This is a genomic window from Aeromonas sp. AE23HZ002T15 (assembly GCF_054165525.2).
The window spans coordinates 2,509,325-2,525,978 of record NZ_CM201342.1; the positions used below are offsets into that span (position 1 = coordinate 2,509,325).

At 61.7% G+C, this 16,654-nt stretch carries 11 protein-coding genes and 4 tRNA genes; 10 read left to right on the forward strand and 5 right to left on the reverse strand.

The features are described 5' to 3' along the window. Positions 1-81 precede the first annotated feature (81 nt). From trmH to ACT5M9_RS11705, 3 genes are all read left to right on the forward strand, one after another. Positions 82-828, forward strand: coding sequence for a tRNA (guanosine(18)-2'-O)-methyltransferase TrmH (trmH, locus tag ACT5M9_RS11695; protein ID WP_457982834.1), 747 nt, complete (start codon positions 82-84; stop codon positions 826-828). Beyond that, positions 818-1,858: an alpha/beta fold hydrolase gene (locus ACT5M9_RS11700; RefSeq protein ID WP_457982833.1), complete on the forward strand. Its 1,041-nt coding sequence runs from the start codon at positions 818-820 to the stop codon at positions 1,856-1,858. The genes trmH and ACT5M9_RS11700 overlap by 11 nt, the downstream gene beginning before the upstream one ends. A gap of 99 nt (positions 1,859-1,957) precedes the next feature. Next, entirely contained in the window at positions 1,958-2,761 is an 804-nt protein-coding gene (locus ACT5M9_RS11705; RefSeq protein WP_457982832.1) for a Cof-type HAD-IIB family hydrolase, read from the forward strand. An 87-nt stretch (positions 2,762-2,848) separates the two neighbouring features. Here the strand turns inward: ACT5M9_RS11705 and ACT5M9_RS11710 are convergent, their stop codons facing one another. From ACT5M9_RS11710 to ACT5M9_RS11730, 5 genes are all read right to left on the reverse strand, one after another. Next, entirely contained in the window at positions 2,849-3,364 is a 516-nt protein-coding gene (locus ACT5M9_RS11710; protein WP_457982831.1) for a ricin-type beta-trefoil lectin domain protein, read from the reverse strand. A 170-nt stretch (positions 3,365-3,534) separates the two neighbouring features. After that, positions 3,535-3,611: transfer RNA gene (locus tag ACT5M9_RS11715), tRNA-Pro, on the reverse strand. 59 nt (positions 3,612-3,670) lie between these two features. After that, positions 3,671-3,756, reverse strand: a tRNA-Leu gene (locus tag ACT5M9_RS11720). A 20-nt stretch (positions 3,757-3,776) separates the two neighbouring features. Continuing rightward, positions 3,777-3,852 (reverse strand) — tRNA-His (locus ACT5M9_RS11725). A gap of 50 nt (positions 3,853-3,902) precedes the next feature. Next, a tRNA-Arg gene (locus ACT5M9_RS11730) sits at positions 3,903-3,979 on the reverse strand. Between the two features lie 259 nt (positions 3,980-4,238). Between ACT5M9_RS11730 and ACT5M9_RS11735 the strand changes: the two genes are divergently transcribed. The 7 genes from ACT5M9_RS11735 (at position 4,239) to kdpB (ending at position 16,653) form a co-directional block, all read left to right on the forward strand. Continuing rightward, on the forward strand, positions 4,239-4,829 hold the full coding sequence (locus ACT5M9_RS11735) for a TetR/AcrR family transcriptional regulator (RefSeq protein ID WP_438549104.1): 591 nt from the start codon (positions 4,239-4,241) through the stop codon (positions 4,827-4,829). Further along, positions 4,826-5,932 (forward strand): efflux RND transporter periplasmic adaptor subunit, encoded by a 1,107-nt coding sequence (locus ACT5M9_RS11740; RefSeq protein ID WP_457982830.1) that lies wholly within the window; start codon positions 4,826-4,828, stop codon positions 5,930-5,932. The genes ACT5M9_RS11735 and ACT5M9_RS11740 overlap by 4 nt, the downstream gene beginning before the upstream one ends. A 15-nt stretch (positions 5,933-5,947) precedes the next feature. Next, entirely contained in the window at positions 5,948-9,028 is a 3,081-nt protein-coding gene (locus ACT5M9_RS11745) for a multidrug efflux RND transporter permease subunit (RefSeq protein WP_438549106.1), read from the forward strand. Between the two features lie 121 nt (positions 9,029-9,149). Further along, positions 9,150-11,108, forward strand: coding sequence for an ATP-binding protein (locus ACT5M9_RS11750; RefSeq protein ID WP_457982828.1), 1,959 nt, complete (start codon positions 9,150-9,152; stop codon positions 11,106-11,108). A 76-nt stretch (positions 11,109-11,184) separates the two neighbouring features. Beyond that, entirely contained in the window at positions 11,185-12,534 is a 1,350-nt protein-coding gene (gene gorA, locus ACT5M9_RS11755; RefSeq protein WP_457982827.1) for a glutathione-disulfide reductase, read from the forward strand. Between the two features lie 379 nt (positions 12,535-12,913). After that, the gene (kdpA, locus tag ACT5M9_RS11760; protein WP_457982825.1) at positions 12,914-14,596 is read left to right on the forward strand and encodes a potassium-transporting ATPase subunit KdpA; all 1,683 of its coding nucleotides are present in this window, start codon (positions 12,914-12,916) and stop codon (positions 14,594-14,596) included. Continuing rightward, complete coding sequence (kdpB, locus tag ACT5M9_RS11765; RefSeq protein ID WP_457982824.1) at positions 14,596-16,653, forward strand: potassium-transporting ATPase subunit KdpB; 2,058 nt, start codon at positions 14,596-14,598, stop codon at positions 16,651-16,653. Before kdpA ends, kdpB begins: the two co-directional genes overlap by 1 nt. The last annotated feature ends 1 nt before the right edge of the window (position 16,654 follow it).

Below are 16,654 nucleotides of genomic sequence, written 5' to 3' on the forward strand. Positions count from 1 at the left end.
CATGCTGGCCCGGCGTCAGCTCGATTTGACCGTCTGTATGCATGGGAAGACGTTCACCAGCCTCACTCGATAGAAACTGACATGACACCTGAACGCTTTAAACGCATCTCCGACATGCTGGCCATGCGTCAGCTCGACCTGACCGTCTGCATGGAAGAGGTCCACAAGCCCCACAACCTGGCCGCCATAGTGCGCACCGCCGACGCCATCGGCATCCATCGCGTGCATGCGGTCTGGCCCAAGACTTGGATCCACAAGCGCAAGGGCACGGCCCGCGGTAGCCAGAACTGGGTGGATGTGAAGCTGCACCCGGACATAGGCTCCGCCGTCGGCGAGCTGAAGGCCGCCGGCATGCAGATCCTGGCGACCCACCTGTCGGAGAGCTCGGTGGACTTTCGCGCCATCGACTACACCAAGCCCACCGCCATACTGGTGGGCCAGGAGAAGCACGGTATCGGTGACGAGGCGCTGGCCCTGGCCGATCATCATATCGTCATCCCCATGGTGGGCATGGTGCAGTCCCTCAACGTCTCGGTGGCCGCCGCCGCCATCCTGTACGAGGCCCAGCGCCAGCGGGAGCTGGCCGGTTGCTACCGACGCGGCTGCCCCTTAAGCCTCGAGGAGCAGAACAGCATCTTGTTCGAGGGGGGCTATCCCATCTATGCCCAGCTCTGCAAAGAAAAAGAGATGCCCTACCCCCAGCTCGGGCCGGTCGGCGAGATCCTGGCGGACGAGGCCTGGTGGCAGCAGATGCAGCTGACCCGCAAGGGCTGGGCTGCCCAACAGGAAGACTCAATGGACATGGAGTATCCATCCGATGAAAGTTAACTGCCTGCCCCTGCTGGCCCTGACCCTGTTTTCTGCCGGAGCCCTCGCCGTGAACAACCCCTATCAGCTGACCACAGAGGCCGAGGTGCCCGCCCTCCACCAGCAGACCCTGCCCGATTTCTGGCGTGACCACGCAGTCGAGGGGGAGTTCAAGGGCAAGGACGGGGTCAGCATCCGCTACGCAGCCCTGCGCCAGGCCAAGGTGGACAGAGCCATCCTCCTCGTCAACGGCCGGGTCGAGAGCTACCTCAAGTATCAGGAGCTGGCCTGGGATCTGTGGCGCCAGGGCTACAGCCTCTACCTCATCGATCACCGTGGTCAGGGCCTCTCCGGCCGCCTGCTGGCGGATCCCGAGAAGGGCTATGTGGCAGACTTCGACGACTATGTGGTGGACCTGAAGCAGTTCCACGACGAGGTCATAGCTCAGGACAAGCCCGCCAAGCTGTTCCTGCTGGCTCACTCCATGGGGGGCGCCATCTCGGCCCGCTACCTGGAACGCTGGCCGGATGACATCAAGGCCGCCGTGCTCTCCTCCCCCATGATGGGCATCAACCTCGGCGGCCTGCCCAAGTGGCTCGCCAAGGGGCTGGCGGCCACCATGGACACGGTCGGCGGCTGGTGGGGTGAGCCGCCCTACGGGCCGGGTCAGGGGGGCTATGTCTCCCACGAGTTTGCGGGCAACGATCTCAGCCACAGCGAGCCGCGCTACCAGGCCTTCCGGGAACTCTACGAGCAGCAGCCGCAGATCAAGCTCGGCGGCGTCACCGCCCACTGGATCCGTGAAGGCATACGGGCCGGGGATGAGGTCGTCGCCCAGGCGGATCGCATCAAGACCCCCCTGCTGCTGATCCAGGCGGGGGACGACAGCATAGTGGACAACCTCGCCCAGGATGCATTCTGCGCCAGGGCCCGCTGTGAGGGGGGCAAGCCGCTGCGCATTGAGGGAGCCTGGCACGAGCTGTTTATGGAGGCGGATGCCCAGCGCATGCCGGCGTTGACCGCCACCCTGGACTTCTTCGCCCGCTTCTAGCCCTGCCGGCACTGGCTATTTTTTGTATCCCTAAATAAATGGGGTGACGCAGGACGCTGGGGTACACTGCCCCGGCGTTCCATTCATGCCGAGGTAAAGATGTTCAAGGTAGTCGTATCCGATCTCGATGGTACCCTGCTCAACAAGCAGCACCAGATCTCCCCCCGCACCCGTGACACCCTGCACCGCCTGGTGGATCAGGGGATCAAGTTCGTGGTCGCTACCGGTCGTCACCACGTGGACGTGCGCAGCATCCGCGATGCCCTGGGGCTGGATATCTACCTCATCACCTCCAACGGCGCCGTGGTACACGACAAGCAGGATCAGCTGATCTACAACCAGGCCCTGCCGGCCACTGTGGCGGCCGAGCTGATCGCGCTGGAGCGCGATCCCTCCATCCATCTCAACGTCTACTACGGCGACGAGTGGCTGGTGGAAGAGGAACTACCCTGGTTGCTGCAGTTCCATCACGACTCCGGCTTCACCTATCGTCTGGCCGATCTGGCCACCCACCCGATGGACAAGGTCAACAAGGTGTTCTACATCGGTGAGCACGAGAAGCTGCTGCAGATCGAGGCACACCTCAACCGGCATTATGGTGATCGGCTCAACGTCACCTTCTCCCTGCCGGACTGCCTCGAGGTGATGCACGCCGGGGTACACAAGGGCAACGCCGTACGCGCCGTGCTGGAACAGCACGGGCTGGAGATGTCCCAGGCGGTTGCCTTCGGCGATGGCATGAACGACTTCGAGATGCTGAGCATGGTGGGCCGCGGCGTGGTGATGGGCAACGCCCACGATCGCCTCAAGCTGGCCCTGCCGCAGCACGATCAAACCCTGAGTTCCGACGACGACGGCGTCGCCGTCTATCTGGAGCGGCTGTTCGCCTCCAGCGTCGCCTGAGGAAGGCGCCTCGCCAGAAACACAAAAGGGTGGCTCATGGCCACCCTTTTTGTATTCGCGCTGAGGATTACTCTCCTGAGGTCCGGCTCACCAAGGCAGCCTGGGCAACCCCAGACTGTCCAGCATGCCGCCGTCCTGCTTCCACTCAAAGCTCTGGTTGGCACCACCGTAGCACTCCGCCAGACGCAATGGGGTGCCGGGGTGATGACGACGACCGGCCACATCCAGGCAGAGGGAGAGCTGCCGGTTGAACAGGCGATCCGCCTGCCACTGCCATTGATGGCTATCGTCCCGGCAATCCGCCAGGGTGAGCCCGTCTCCCTCCTTGGCAACCAGGCAACGCTGGGCCAGCTGCAGCGCCCCGGCATCCCAGTCGAACGCCTGATGGGCCCCTTGATCACACTCCTGTGTCAGCAGGGTATTCTGCTCACTCAAGGTGACGCAGAAGCCACCGCTGGTGATCAGGGCCGCCGTCGTCGTACGCGCAGCCTTGGGAGCCGCCCCCAACAGGAGTGCATCCGGTTTGGGCTGCAGGGCAGCACAGCCCCCCAGCATCAGGGTGAGCAGGGCCAACAGGCCGGGCTGTAGAGAATTGTGCTGCATAAGATAGGTGCCTGAAGCTGTTCCATGGTGCTCACTGTCTCGTGAGACTGGCACCCAGCATAACGAACTCCCGTCCTTCCGGCGCCAAGAGAAGTGTAAAAAGACGTGACAGAAACGGCCGTGCGGATCGCAGAAAAGCAAAAACCCCGCCTGAGCGAGGTTTTAGAATGTGGTCGGTGATAAAGGATTCGAACCTTTGACCCTCTGGTCCCAAACCAGATGCGCTACCGGGCTGCGCTAATCACCGAGGGGGTATTTCCAAAATACAAAGATGACCTTATGGTCATCCTCGTCATACAGCAAGTATGGTGCGAAGAGAGGGACTCGAACCCTCACACCCGGGGGGCACTAACACCTGAAGCTAGCGCGTCTACCAATTCCGCCACCTTCGCATACCTGACAAGCTGTAAAATGGGGTGGCTGATGGGGCTCGAACCCACGACAACCGGAATCACAATCCGGGACTCTACCAACTGAGCTACAGCCACCACAGCTGTTTTGTTCCACAACAACGCCCGTTTAACTGGCGCACTTTTGATGGTGCGCCCGACAGGATTCGAACCTGTGACCTCTGCCTCCGGAGGGCAGCGCTCTATCCAGCTGAGCTACGGGCGCTACGCTGTCGAACGGGGCGCATTATTGATGATGGAGTCTGCCTTGTCCACTGTTTTTTCATCTCGACGAATCAACCGTCTGTTTTTCCATCGCTTTGTGCGGTTTTATAGCTTTTCTGCCCATGCCAGTTGGAAATCGTCCTCAGTCGACCCACTTTCGGCGGCGGATCCCACGGGAAACCCCTTCCCTCCCCTTGACTTGCCCACTTCTCAACCTAGAATGAATGAACGTTCATTCAGCCGTTGCAGTCGGAAGATACATGGATAAGAAAGAGCGCATTTTCGAGGCAGCGCGCGAGGTCCTCGGCGAGCAAGGCTTCTTCGGCCTCTCCATCGCCGTGGTCGCCAAGAAAGCCAATGTCGCCGCGGGGACCATCTACCGCTACTTCAGCGACAAGGATGACCTGATCCGCCAGTTGTACAAGCACACTATCCTCAAGTGTCATCCTCTGGTCATGGAGGGCGTGCAGATAGAGGAGGTGTCATTTCGGCAGTATCGGCGCCTGTGGCTCAACATAGAGTCCATCTTCATCAACAGCCCCAACGCACTGAAATGTAAATTGCAGTACGAAAGTTCCCCACTGGGGGCTGAATTGGAGCAGGATCCGGTCATAATGGCGGCGTGGGCGCCGCTTGAAAACTTTTTTGAACAGGGTCGCCAACAGGGATTGTTTATCGATTTACCCGTCCTGGTGTTGCAGACACTGAGCCTGGATTGCGTGGCCAACCTGGCGCAGTTGCGTCGGGCCCACCCTTTTGAATTGACGCAGGAACAGCTGGAAACCGCGATAAGAGCCAGCTGGAATGCCATTTTAAACCCTAATTTTTCCACCACAGGAGCCTGTTCATGAAAAAGTGGATGGCCATCATGTTGCTGATTGCACTCGTTCTGTTTGGCAGTGTCATCGGTTTCAATTTGTTCAAACAGAAGAAGATTGCGGAGTTTATGGCCAACCGCCCCGAGCCCGAGTTCCCGGTGACCGCCATGGTGACCAAGGCACAGGACTGGGTACCCACCATAGAAGCGATCGGTTTCATCGAGCCGAACCAGGGGGTGACCCTCTCCAGCGAGCTGGCAGGCACCATAGACAACATCAGCTTCGAGTCGGGTGCCCAGGTCAAGCCGGATCAACTGCTGCTGAGCCTGGACTCCAGCGTGGAAAAGGCCAATCTGAAGTCTTCCCAGGCCAGGCTGCCGGCGGCGCGCGCCAAGTTCGAGCGCTACCAGAACCTGTACCAGAAGAACTCCATCTCCCGGGATCAGCTGGATGACGCCGAGGCCAGCTACCGCTCCCTCGAGGCCGACATCGAGAGCCTGAAGGGCACCATAGCCCGCCGTGAAGTACGCGCCCCCTTCGGCGGTGCCGTGGGTCTGCGCAACGTCTTCCTCGGCCAGTATCTGGAGCCGGGCACCGAGATAGTGCGACTGGAAGACACCAGCGTGATGCGCCTGCGCTTCACCGTACCCCAGACCGACATCACCAAGATCTCCCTCGGTCAGACCATCAAGATTGGGGTAGACGCCTACCCTAACGATCAGTTTGAGGGCCAGATCACCGCCATCGAACCCGCGGTCAACTACCAGAGCGGTCTGATCCAGGTGCAGGCAGCCATCCCGAACAACGACGGCCAGCTTCGCTCCGGCATGTTTGCGCGCGCCAGCATCATTTTGCCGACGGTCAAGGATCAGATCGTGATCCCGCAGTCCGCCATCTCCTTCACCCTGTATGGGGAGAACGTCTACATCATTCATGATGTGGAGGGAGCCAAGCGGGCCAAGCAGGTCGTGGTCAAGGCCGGTGAGCGCCGCGGCAACGATGTCCATGTGCTGTCCGGCATCAAGGCTGGCGATGAAATCGTGTTGTCGGGTCAGGTTCGCCTGAGTAACGATACCAAGGTGCGCGTGGTCAAGAACGATGCCCTGGCCGTTCCGGCACAAACCCCGATGCTGTAAGCGCGGAGATCTACGATGCGATTTACCGACATATTCATAAAACGGCCGGTGCTGGCAATCTCGATCAGCTTCCTGATCGCCTTGCTGGGCTTCCAGGCCATTTTCAAGATGCAGGTGCGGGAGTACCCCGAGGTCACCAACACGGTGATCACGGTCAGTACCAGCTACTACGGGGCCAGCTCGGATCTGATCCAGGGCTTCATCACTCAGCCCCTTGAGCAGGCGGTCGCGCAAGCCGACAACATCGACTTCATGACCTCCTCCAGTCAGCTGGGCAGCTCCACCATCACCGCCTATATGAAGCTCAACACCGACCCCAACGCCGCGTTGTCCGACATCCTGGCCAAGGTGAACTCGGTGCGCTCCCAGTTGCCCAAAGAGGCGGAAGACCCCTCGGTCACCTCCTCCACCGGCTCCACCACGGCGGTGCTCTACATGGGCTTCACCAGCCCCGAGCTGAGCTCCAGCCAGATCACCGACTACCTGGAACGGGTCATCAAGCCCCAGCTGTTTACCGTGGGCGGGGTCTCCAAGATCGACATCTACGGCGGGGTCGAATTTGCCCTGCGGGTATGGCTGGATCCGGCCAAGATGGCGGCCTTCGATCTGACCGCCAGCGACGTGATGACGGTGCTCAACAGCAACAACTATCAGTCCGCCACGGGTCAGGCGACCGGTTACTTCACCCTGTTCAACGGCAATGCCAAGACCCAGGTCGAGAGCACGGATGAGCTCAAGCGCCTGGTGGTGGCCACCCGTGACGGCAAGGTGATCCGCCTCTCCGACATCGCCAAGGTGACCCTGGAGAAGAGCCACGACATCTATCGCGCCAGTGCCAACGGCAAAGAGGCCGTGGTCGTCGCTATCAACGCGGCGCCGACAGCGAACCCCATCACCATAGCCCACGATGTGCTGGAGCTGCTGCCGGACCTCAAGCGCAACATGCCGAGCACCATGCAGACCAACGTGCTGTATGACTCCACCATCGCCATCAACGAGTCCATCCACGAGGTTATCAAGACCATACTGGAGGCGGCCGCCATCGTACTGGTGGTGATCACCCTGTTCCTGGGGTCCTTCCGGGCCGTCATCATCCCCATCATCACCATACCCCTGAGCCTGATCGGCGTGGTCATGATGATGGATGTGTTCGGCTTCTCCATCAATCTCATGACCTTGCTGGCCATGGTGCTGGCGATCGGCCTGGTGGTGGATGACGCCATCGTGGTGCTGGAGAACGTCGACCGGCACATCAAGGAGGGAGAAGAGCCCTTCAGGGCCGCCATCATAGGCACCAGGGAGATAGCCATACCGGTTATCGCCATGACGGTCACCCTGGCCGCCGTGTATGCGCCCATCGCCCTGATGGGAGGCATCACGGGCTCCCTGTTCAAGGAGTTCGCGCTGACCCTGGCGGGGGCGGTGTTCGTCTCGGGCATCATAGCCCTGACCCTCTCCCCCATGATGTGCTCCAAGATGCTCAAGGCCAACGCCAAGCCGAACAAGTTCGAGAGCACGGTGCACCACCTGCTGGACAGGATGACGGAACGCTACGACCGCATGCTGCACGCCGTGATGCAAAAACGCATCGTGGTGGTGCTGTTCGCCGTCATCGTGTTCGCCAGCCTGCCGCTGCTGTTCAAGTTCATCCCGAGTGAGCTGGCCCCGTCGGAAGACAAGGGGGTCATGGCGGTCCTGGCGACGGCGCCGTCCAATGCCAACCTGGATTACATCGAAAACACCATGATCGATGTGAACAAGATCCTGGATGAGCAACCGGAAATCGCCTATGCCCAGGTCTTCTCCGGGGTGTTCAACTCCAACCAGGCGTTCGGCATCGCGTCCATGGTGCCCTGGAGCGAGCGTGAGGCGAGCCAGAAAGAGGTGCTGGACAGGGTCGCCGGTCTGGTGACCGACATCCCCGGCATGGCCATCACCACCTTCCAGTTCCCCGAACTGCCGGGTGCGTCCAGCGGTCTGCCCATCCAGTTCGTCATCACCACCCCGAACAGCTTCGAGAGCCTGTTCCTGATCGCGGGTGAGATGCTGGCGGCCACCCAGGCCAACGGTCAGTTCGTCTATTCGGATCTCGATCTGAACTACGACTCGGCCACCATGAAGATCAACATCGACAAGGACAAGGCCGGTGCCTACGGCATCACCATGCAGGACATAGGCACCACCATGGGTACCATGATGGCGGATGGCTACGTCAACCGTATCGATCTGGATGGCCGTTCCTACGAGGTGATCCCCCAGGTGGAACGCAAGTTCCGTATGAACCCCGAATCCATGAAGGGTTACTACGTGCGCGCCGCCGACGGCAAGTCCATCCCCCTCGGCAGCCTGATCAGCATCGAGATCATGGGTGAGCCCCGCGCCCTGCCCCACTTCAACCAGCTGAACTCCGCCACCATAGGCGCCGTACCGGCACCGGGCGTGGCCATGGGTGATGCGATCAACTGGTTCAAGGCCACCGCCGAAGAGAAGCTGCCCCAAGGCTATCGCTACGACTTCATGGGTGAGGCTCGCCAGTTCGTGACCGAAGGCAATGCCCTCTATGCCACCTTCGCGCTGGCACTGGCCATCATCTTCCTGGTGCTGGCCATCCAGTTCGAGTCCATTCGTGACCCCCTGGTCATCATGGTCTCGGTCCCGCTCGCCATCAGCGGCGCCCTGATCGCGCTGGCCTGGGGATTGGCGACCATGAACATCTACTCCCAGGTGGGCCTCATCACCCTGGTCGGTCTGATTACCAAGCACGGTATTCTGATCTGTGAGGTGGCCAAGGAAGAGCAGTTGTTGCACGGTCTGAACCGGATGCAGGCGGTGATGCAGGCGGCCAAGGTGCGACTGCGCCCCATACTGATGACCACGGCGGCCATGATAGCGGGCCTCATCCCGCTGCTTTACGCCTCCGGCGCCGGCGCGGCCCAGCGCTTCAGCATCGGTATCGTCATCGTCGCGGGGCTGGCCATAGGTACCCTGTTCACCCTGTTCGTGCTGCCGGTGATCTACACCTTCCTGGCCTCAGAGCACAAACCGCTGCCGGAATTCGATGAGTCCATTCCGGCCAAGGCGAAGGGAAACCACTGATCCCGCATTAATACCAAAAAGGCCCCTTTCGGGGCCTTTCTTATATCCATTCCATGACACACGACATCGCCACATGAAGCAGTTACACTAAACCGCACTCAATCCAGACCGCAAGGACGCCATGTCAGGACTCTTCTCCAAGGCCGTCGGCCTTAACGGACTCTCTTACCGTCTGCTCTCCTACATTCTGATCTGCAGTACTGTGCTGGCGCTCATCATTACCGTGTTGCAGCTCGCCTGGGACTACAACAAGGATGTGACCGTCATCGAAGCGAGCATCGATCAGATCGAGGCCTCCTTCCTGCAGCCCATCTCCGCCAGCCTGTGGAACCTGGACGAGGAACAGGTCAAGGTGCAGATAGAGGGCATCATGAACCTGCCCAACATGCAGTTCGTGATGGTCAAGGAGATGCTGGGCAACTCCGAAGTGCCGCTGCTCACCCAGGGGGTGGAACGAGAGCAGTACGACATCTCCCGGGAGTTCAACCTCACCTATCAGGGGGAAGTGGTGGGCAAGCTCTTCGTGGCCGCCTCCCTGGATCAGATTTATCAGCGCCTCATCGAAAAATCCGTGCTCATCCTGGTCAGCCAGACCATCAAGACGCTGCTCGTCTCCTTCTGCATCCTGGTCATCATCTACTATCTGGTGATCCGTCATATCAACCGCATCGTCAGCTACGCCCAGCGCCTGAGCCTGGACCGGCTGACCCTGGAGCTGACCCTGGAGGGCAGGGCCCAGCCTCGCAAGCATCCGGATGAGTTCGATCTACTGGCGGCCACCCTCAACCAGATGCGCACCCGATTGAATGACGAGTTCACCGCCCGCCATCAGGCGGCCGATCAGCTGCAGCAGGAGCGGGACTTCTCCGCAACCCTGATCAACTCGGCCAACATGGTCATCTGCTGCATGGAGCCGGATCTCAACATCGCCAGCATCAACCCGGCCGCCATCATGCTCACCGGCTATCACCATCAGGAGCTGCTGCAGCACAACTGGCTGGATCTGTTTGTCACCCCAGAGCAAAAAACCGAGCTGGCCGAGCTGCTGGCCGAGCAGGGCTCCCTCTCGGATCGCGAGATAGTCATGCATGACCAGCAGGGGGAGGAGCTGACCCTGCAATGGACCTTCGCCCCCTTCTACGAGGGCCCCAACCTCAAGTATCTGATTGGATTCGGCTACGACATCACCCGCCTCAAGAAGGTGGAGCGGGAGATCACCCTGTTCAACGAACAGCTGGAAGGCAAGGTGGCCGACCGTACCCGCAGCCTGAGCGATGCCAATGAGCAGCTCGGCAAGGCCTACGACGACCTGAAACAGGCCCAGCAGACCCTGGTGGAGTCGGAGAAGATGGCCTCCCTCGGCTCGCTGGTGGCCGGGGTCGCCCACGAGATCAACACCCCCATCGGCATCAGCGTCACCGCCTCCTCCTACCTGCAGGAGCGGGTGGTCGACTTCAAGCAGCACATCGATGCCAAGCAGCTCTCCCGCTCCTACCTGACCGAGTTCACCCAGAACCTCGACGAGTCGATGCAGTTGCTGCAGGGCAACCTGAGACGCGCCTCCGAGCTGATCGCCAGCTTCAAGCAGGTGGCCGTCGATCAATCCTCCGAGGCACGCTACACCTTCAGCCTGGCGGACAACCTGCACCAGGTAGTGGTGTCGCTCGGTCACAAGCTGAAGAAGGCCCAGTGCGAGGTCGACATCCAGTGCGATCCCAAGCTGAGCCTCCACTCCTTCCCGGGCAGCTTCACCCAGATCTATTCCAACCTCATCCTCAACTCCATCAATCACGGCTTCGATGGCTGGGACAGACCCAAGAAGATCAGCATCAAGGTGGAACGGCGCGGCGACGAGCTCGTCATCGATTACAGCGACAACGGTCGCGGCATCCCCCCCGAGATACTGCCACGCATCTTCGATCCCTTTGTCACCTCCAAGCGGGGCCACGGAGGCAGCGGGCTAGGTACCCACATCATCTACAACCTGGTGGTGCAACTGCTGCGCGGGCGCATCAATTGCGCCAGCGAGCCGGGCCAGGGAGCCCAGTTCCACATCAGCCTGCCCATCGCACAGAAGTGACGGTTGGCTCTTGTGAGCCAGCCCCTTTGTCCCCATCATGCTGTGATAGCTTTTTTAACCAGCGGAGAACCACACCATGGCACAGCATTTTGACTACATCGCCATCGGCGGCGGCAGTGGCGGCATCGCCTCGGCCAACCGGGCGGCCATGCACGGCAAGAGAGTCGCCCTCATCGAGGCCAAGGCCCTGGGCGGTACCTGCGTCAACGTCGGTTGCGTCCCCAAGAAAGCCATGTGGTATGCCGGCCAGATCGCCGATGCCCTGCGCTATGGTGCCGACTATGGCTTCGACACCACCCTCAATCACTTCAGCTGGGCCAAGCTGGTGGAATCCCGTCAGGCCTACATCGGCCGCATCCACCAATCCTATGAGAAGGTGCTCGGCAAGAATCAGATCACTGTCATCCGGGGCTTCGCCCGTTTCGTCGACGCCAACACGGTAGAAGTCGATGGTGAGCGCTATACGGCGGACCACATCCTGATCGCCACCGGCGGTCACCCGGAGGTGCCGACCATCCCGGGCGCCGAATTCGGCATCGACTCCGACGGCTTCTTCGCCCTCGAGGCACAACCCAAGCGGGTCGCCGTGGTGGGGGCCGGTTATATCGCAGTCGAGATCGCCGGCGTGATGCAGGCCCTTGGCTCAGAGACTCACCTGGTGGTGCGCAAGCAGGGCCCGTTGCGCAGCTTCGATCCCATGATCCAGGAAACCCTGGTGGAGATCATGGCCGCCGAAGGCCCCAAGCTGCATACCCACGCCATTCCCAAGGCGGTGATCAAGAATGCCGACGACAGCCTGACCCTGCAGCTGGAAGATGGCCGCCACCTCACCGTCGATTGCCTGATCTGGGCCATAGGCCGGGCCCCCGCCACCGACAAGCTGAACCTGGCCGCCGCCGGCATCGAACTGGATGAGCGGGGCTATATCCCCACCGACAAGTTCCAGAACACCAATGTCGGCAATATCTATGCGGTGGGTGACAACACGGGCCGCATCCAGCTCACCCCGGTCGCCGTCGCCGCCGGTCGTCGCCTCTCCGAGCGGCTGTTCAACAACAAGCCGAACGAGCACCTCAACTACGATCTGGTACCGACCGTGGTGTTCAGCCACCCCCCCATAGGCACCATAGGTCTGACCGAGCCGGAGGCCATCGCCCAGTATGGGGAGGACCAGGTGAAGGTCTACCGCAGCCAGTTCACCGCCATGTACTCGGCCCTGACCCAGCATCGTCAGCCCACCCGCATGAAACTGGTGTGCGCGGGGCCGGAGGAGAAGGTGGTCGGCCTGCACGGCATCGGCTTCGCCATGGACGAGATACTGCAAGGCTTCGGCGTCGCCATGAAGATGGGGGCCACCAAGGCGGACTTCGACAACTGCGTCGCCATTCACCCCACCAGCGCAGAAGAATTTGTGACCATGCGCTAACCACGGCGCCAACGGGCCAGCCTCCTGACGACTGTGTTGCCCCGTTCCACCCCATCAGCGCGGAAAAGTGCGTCACCATGCGTTAAAGCCGCCCGCTTCCCGGCGTCTGCGACGCCGTGAGCGAAGATGCAGCCAACTAGCACTCAACCCGGCCCAGGCCGGGTTTTCTTCACCCAGGCCCCATCGGCCCCGTTTTTACGCCAACTTTACGCCCCCCATTCCCCGCTTTATGGCGCCTTTACGCCCTCTCTACGTACCCTTGTGGTGTCAATTACACCAAGGGAATTTATATGAATTGGCTATATCTGCTGCTGGTCCTCGCCCTGCTGGGCTATCTGCTGCGTGCTCTCACACGCAGTCATGAATGAGGGACCCCATCATGTGGCAAGAGATCATCTATCCAATCGCCTTCGTGCTACTGGTCCTGCTGCCAGCACCCCTGCTCGGCGGTTACATGTACAGGGTGTTCGAGGGGCAAACCCGCTGGTTATCCCCCGTCGAGCGAGCGACCATGGCCTGCTGTGGGTCCGATGGACGGGAGCAGGACTGGAAGTCATACGCCATCAGCCTGCTCGCCTTCAATGGCGCGGGCTTCGGCCTGCTGTTCCTGATCCTGATGGCGCAGGACCTGCTGCCCCTCAACCCGCAGAACCTGCCGGGGCTGAGCTGGGAGCTCGCCTTCAACACCGCGGTCAGCTTCATGACCAACACCAACTGGCAAGCCTATTCCGGTGAGGCCAGCCTCTCCTATTTCAGCCAGATGGTCGGGCTCACCACCCAGAACTTCGTCTCCGCCGGCACCGGTGCCGCCGTGGCCGTCGCCCTGTTCCGTGGCATCACCCGCCAACAGACGACCCATCTGGGCAACTTCTGGCAGGATCTGGTGCGCTTCTGCCTCTATGTGCTGTTGCCCATGGCATTCGTCATGGCGCTGCTGCTGGTGTGGCAGGGGGTTCCCCAGAGTCTGTCGGCCTACCTGCCGTTCCACAGCCTGGAGGGTCAGGAGCAGCTGATGCCGCTCGGTCCGGCCGCTTCCCAGATCGCCATCAAGCAGCTCGGCTCCAACGGCGGCGGCTTCTTCGGTGTCAACTCGGCCCATCCGTTCGAGAACCCCACCGCCTTCACCAACTGGCTGGAGATGGTCACCCTGCTGACCCTGCCTGCCGCCCTGGTCTGCACCCTGGGCCGGTACGTGAAACACAGCGGTCACGGCCGCGCCATCCTCACCGCCATGACCCTGCTGTTCGTGCTCGGCCTTAGCCTCTCTCTCTACCAGGAGCTGCAACCGGACCCGTCCCTCGCCCACCTCAGCACCCAGGCGGGTAACTGGGAAGGCAAGGAGAGCCGTTTCGGCCCCGTGCTGTCCAGCATCTGGGAAGTAGCGACCACATCAGCCTCAAACGGCTCGGTCAACGCCATGCACGACAGCTTCACCCCCCTCGGCGGCATGGTCGGCATGATCAACATGCTGCTGGGTGAGGTGGTGTTTGGCGGCGTGGGCGCCGGCATCTACGGCATGATGCTGTTCGTGCTGCTGACAGTGTTCCTGTGCGGCCTGATGGTGGGGCGTACCCCGACCTATCTGGGCAAGCGTCTCGGCATCACAGAGATGAAGTGGGTAGTCGCCAGCATGCTGGTGATGCCGGTCGGGGTGTTGGTGATCGGCGGCATCACGCTGCTGACGCCAACCGCCAGCACCATCATAGGTCACGACGGCCCCCACGGTCTGTCTCGCCTGATCTACGCCTATGCCTCCGCCTCCGGCAACAACGGCTCCGCCTTCGGTGGCTTCGCCGCCGGCGACAGCTGGCAGTGCATCGCCATCGGCCTGGCCATGCTGCTCGGTCGCTTCGGCTACATCATCCCCGTGCTGGCCATCGCCGGCCAACTCTCCCGCGCACAGCGCCAGGAGACGGGCTCAGGGGACTTCCCGATCAGCGGCCCGCTGTTTGTGACCCTGCTGATCATCACCGTATTGCTGATAGGTGGCCTCTCCTTCCTGCCCGTACTGGCGCTGGGACCGGTCGCAGAACACCTCACCCTGATGCAGGGAGCTTTCTAATGAGCAAATCCATTTCAGTGGCCACTGGCACCGACAAGATCAAGGCCAAGTCACGTCGTTCACAGGTCGCCCAGGCCATGATTGAAGCCCTTTATCGCTTCAATCCAAAGGCGCTGTTTGGCAGCCCCATACTGTTCACCCTCTGGCTGGCCGCCGTGATGGCGACCGTCGAGTCCCTGATGGGCCAACCCCTGTCCGGGGTGGCCCCCAGCCTGGCCTGGCAGCTGACCGCCTGGCTCTGGCTCACCCTCTGGTTTGCGAACTTCGCCGAGACCCTGGCCGAAGGCCGCGGCAAGGCCAGGGCAGACAGCCTGAAGGCCGGTCTGAACCAGCTCAAGGCCCGCAAGGTCACCCACCCGCGGGATGACAAGGGAGAGTGGGTGCCCGCCACCAGCCTGCTCAAGGGAGATCTGGTGCTGGTACGCAGCGGCGAGATGATCCCGGCGGACGGCGAGGTCATCGCCGGCATCGCCTCGGTCAACGAGGCCGCCATCACCGGGGAATCCGCCCCCGTGATCCGCGAGTCAGGCACGGATCGCAGCGGCGTGACCGGCAACACCACAGTCGTCTCCGACGAGATCTGGATCCGGGTCAGCAACAACCCGGGAGAGAGCACGCTGGATCGCATGATCGCCCTGGTGGAAGGGGCCAAGCGCCAGAAGACGCCGAACGAGATGGCACTGGACGCCCTGCTGGTGGGTCTGACCCTGATCTTCCTGCTGGTGGTCGCCACCCTGCCCTGGTTCCTCGACTACAACGGCACCCAGGTCCCCAGGCTCTATCTGATCGCGCTCTTCATCACATTGATCCCGACCACCATAGGCGGCCTGCTCTCCGCCATCGGCATCGCCGGCATGGACAGGCTGGTGAAGCTCAACGTGATCGCGAAATCCGGCCGTGCCGTAGAGGCTGCCGGTGACGTGCGTACCCTGCTGCTGGACAAGACCGGCACCATCACCTTCGGCAACCGCATGGCGGACGAGCTGATCCCGGCCCCCGGGGTGGATCCCTCCCTGCTGGCCCAGGCTGCCATGCTGGCCTCCCTGGGTGACAACACCCCGGAAGGCAAGTCCATCCTGACCCTGGCCGGCAAGAGCATGGCCAAACCGAGCCAGCTGGACAGCGACAGGGTGATCCCCTTCAGCGCCGAGACTCGGCTGAGCGGCCTGGATCGCAACGGCCACCAATACCGCAAGGGCGCGGTGGACGCCGTGCTGAACTACCTCTCCCTCGAACGCAAGGGGGTGCCCGAGCTCATCCTCAAATCCGTCGATCACATCGCCCGCCAGGGGGGGACGCCGCTGCTGGTCTGTACTCACGAGCAGCTGCTCGGGGTGGTGTACCTCAAGGACATCATCAAACCCGGCATCAAGGCGCGCTTCCAGACCCTGCGCCACATGGGGATACGCACCGTGATGATCACCGGTGACAACCCGCTGACGGCAGCTGCCATCGCCGCCGAGGCCGGGGTGGACGACTTCATCGCCGAGGCGACCCCGGAGAAGAAGCTGGCCTATATCCGCCAGGAGCAGGCCGACGGCCGCCTGGTGGCCATGTGTGGTGACGGCGCCAACGACGCCCCGGCCCTGGCCCAGGCCGACGTGGGGCTGGCCATGAACGAGGGGACCCAGGCCGCCAAGGAGGCGGGCAACCTGGTGGATCTCGACTCCAACCCCACCAAGCTGCTGGACGTGGTGCTGGTAGGCAAGCAGTTGCTGGTGACCCGGGGAGCCCTGACCACCTTCTCCATCGCCAACGACGTGGCCAAGTACTTCGCCATACTGCCGGCCCTGTTCATCGCCGCCTACCCGCAACTCGGGGTGCTGAACCTGATGCAGCTGGGCAGCCCACAGAGCGCCATCCTGTCGGCCATCATCTTCAACGCCCTGATCATAGTGGCGCTGGTGCCCCTAGCCCTGCGCGGGGTCAGCCTGCAGGAGTCGGCAGCCAGCCTGCTGCGCCGCAACCTGCTTATCTATGGGGTCGGCGGTCTGCTGATCCCCTTCGTCGGCATCAAGCTCATCGATCTGGTCGTCACCGGCCTCGGTCTGGTGTAAC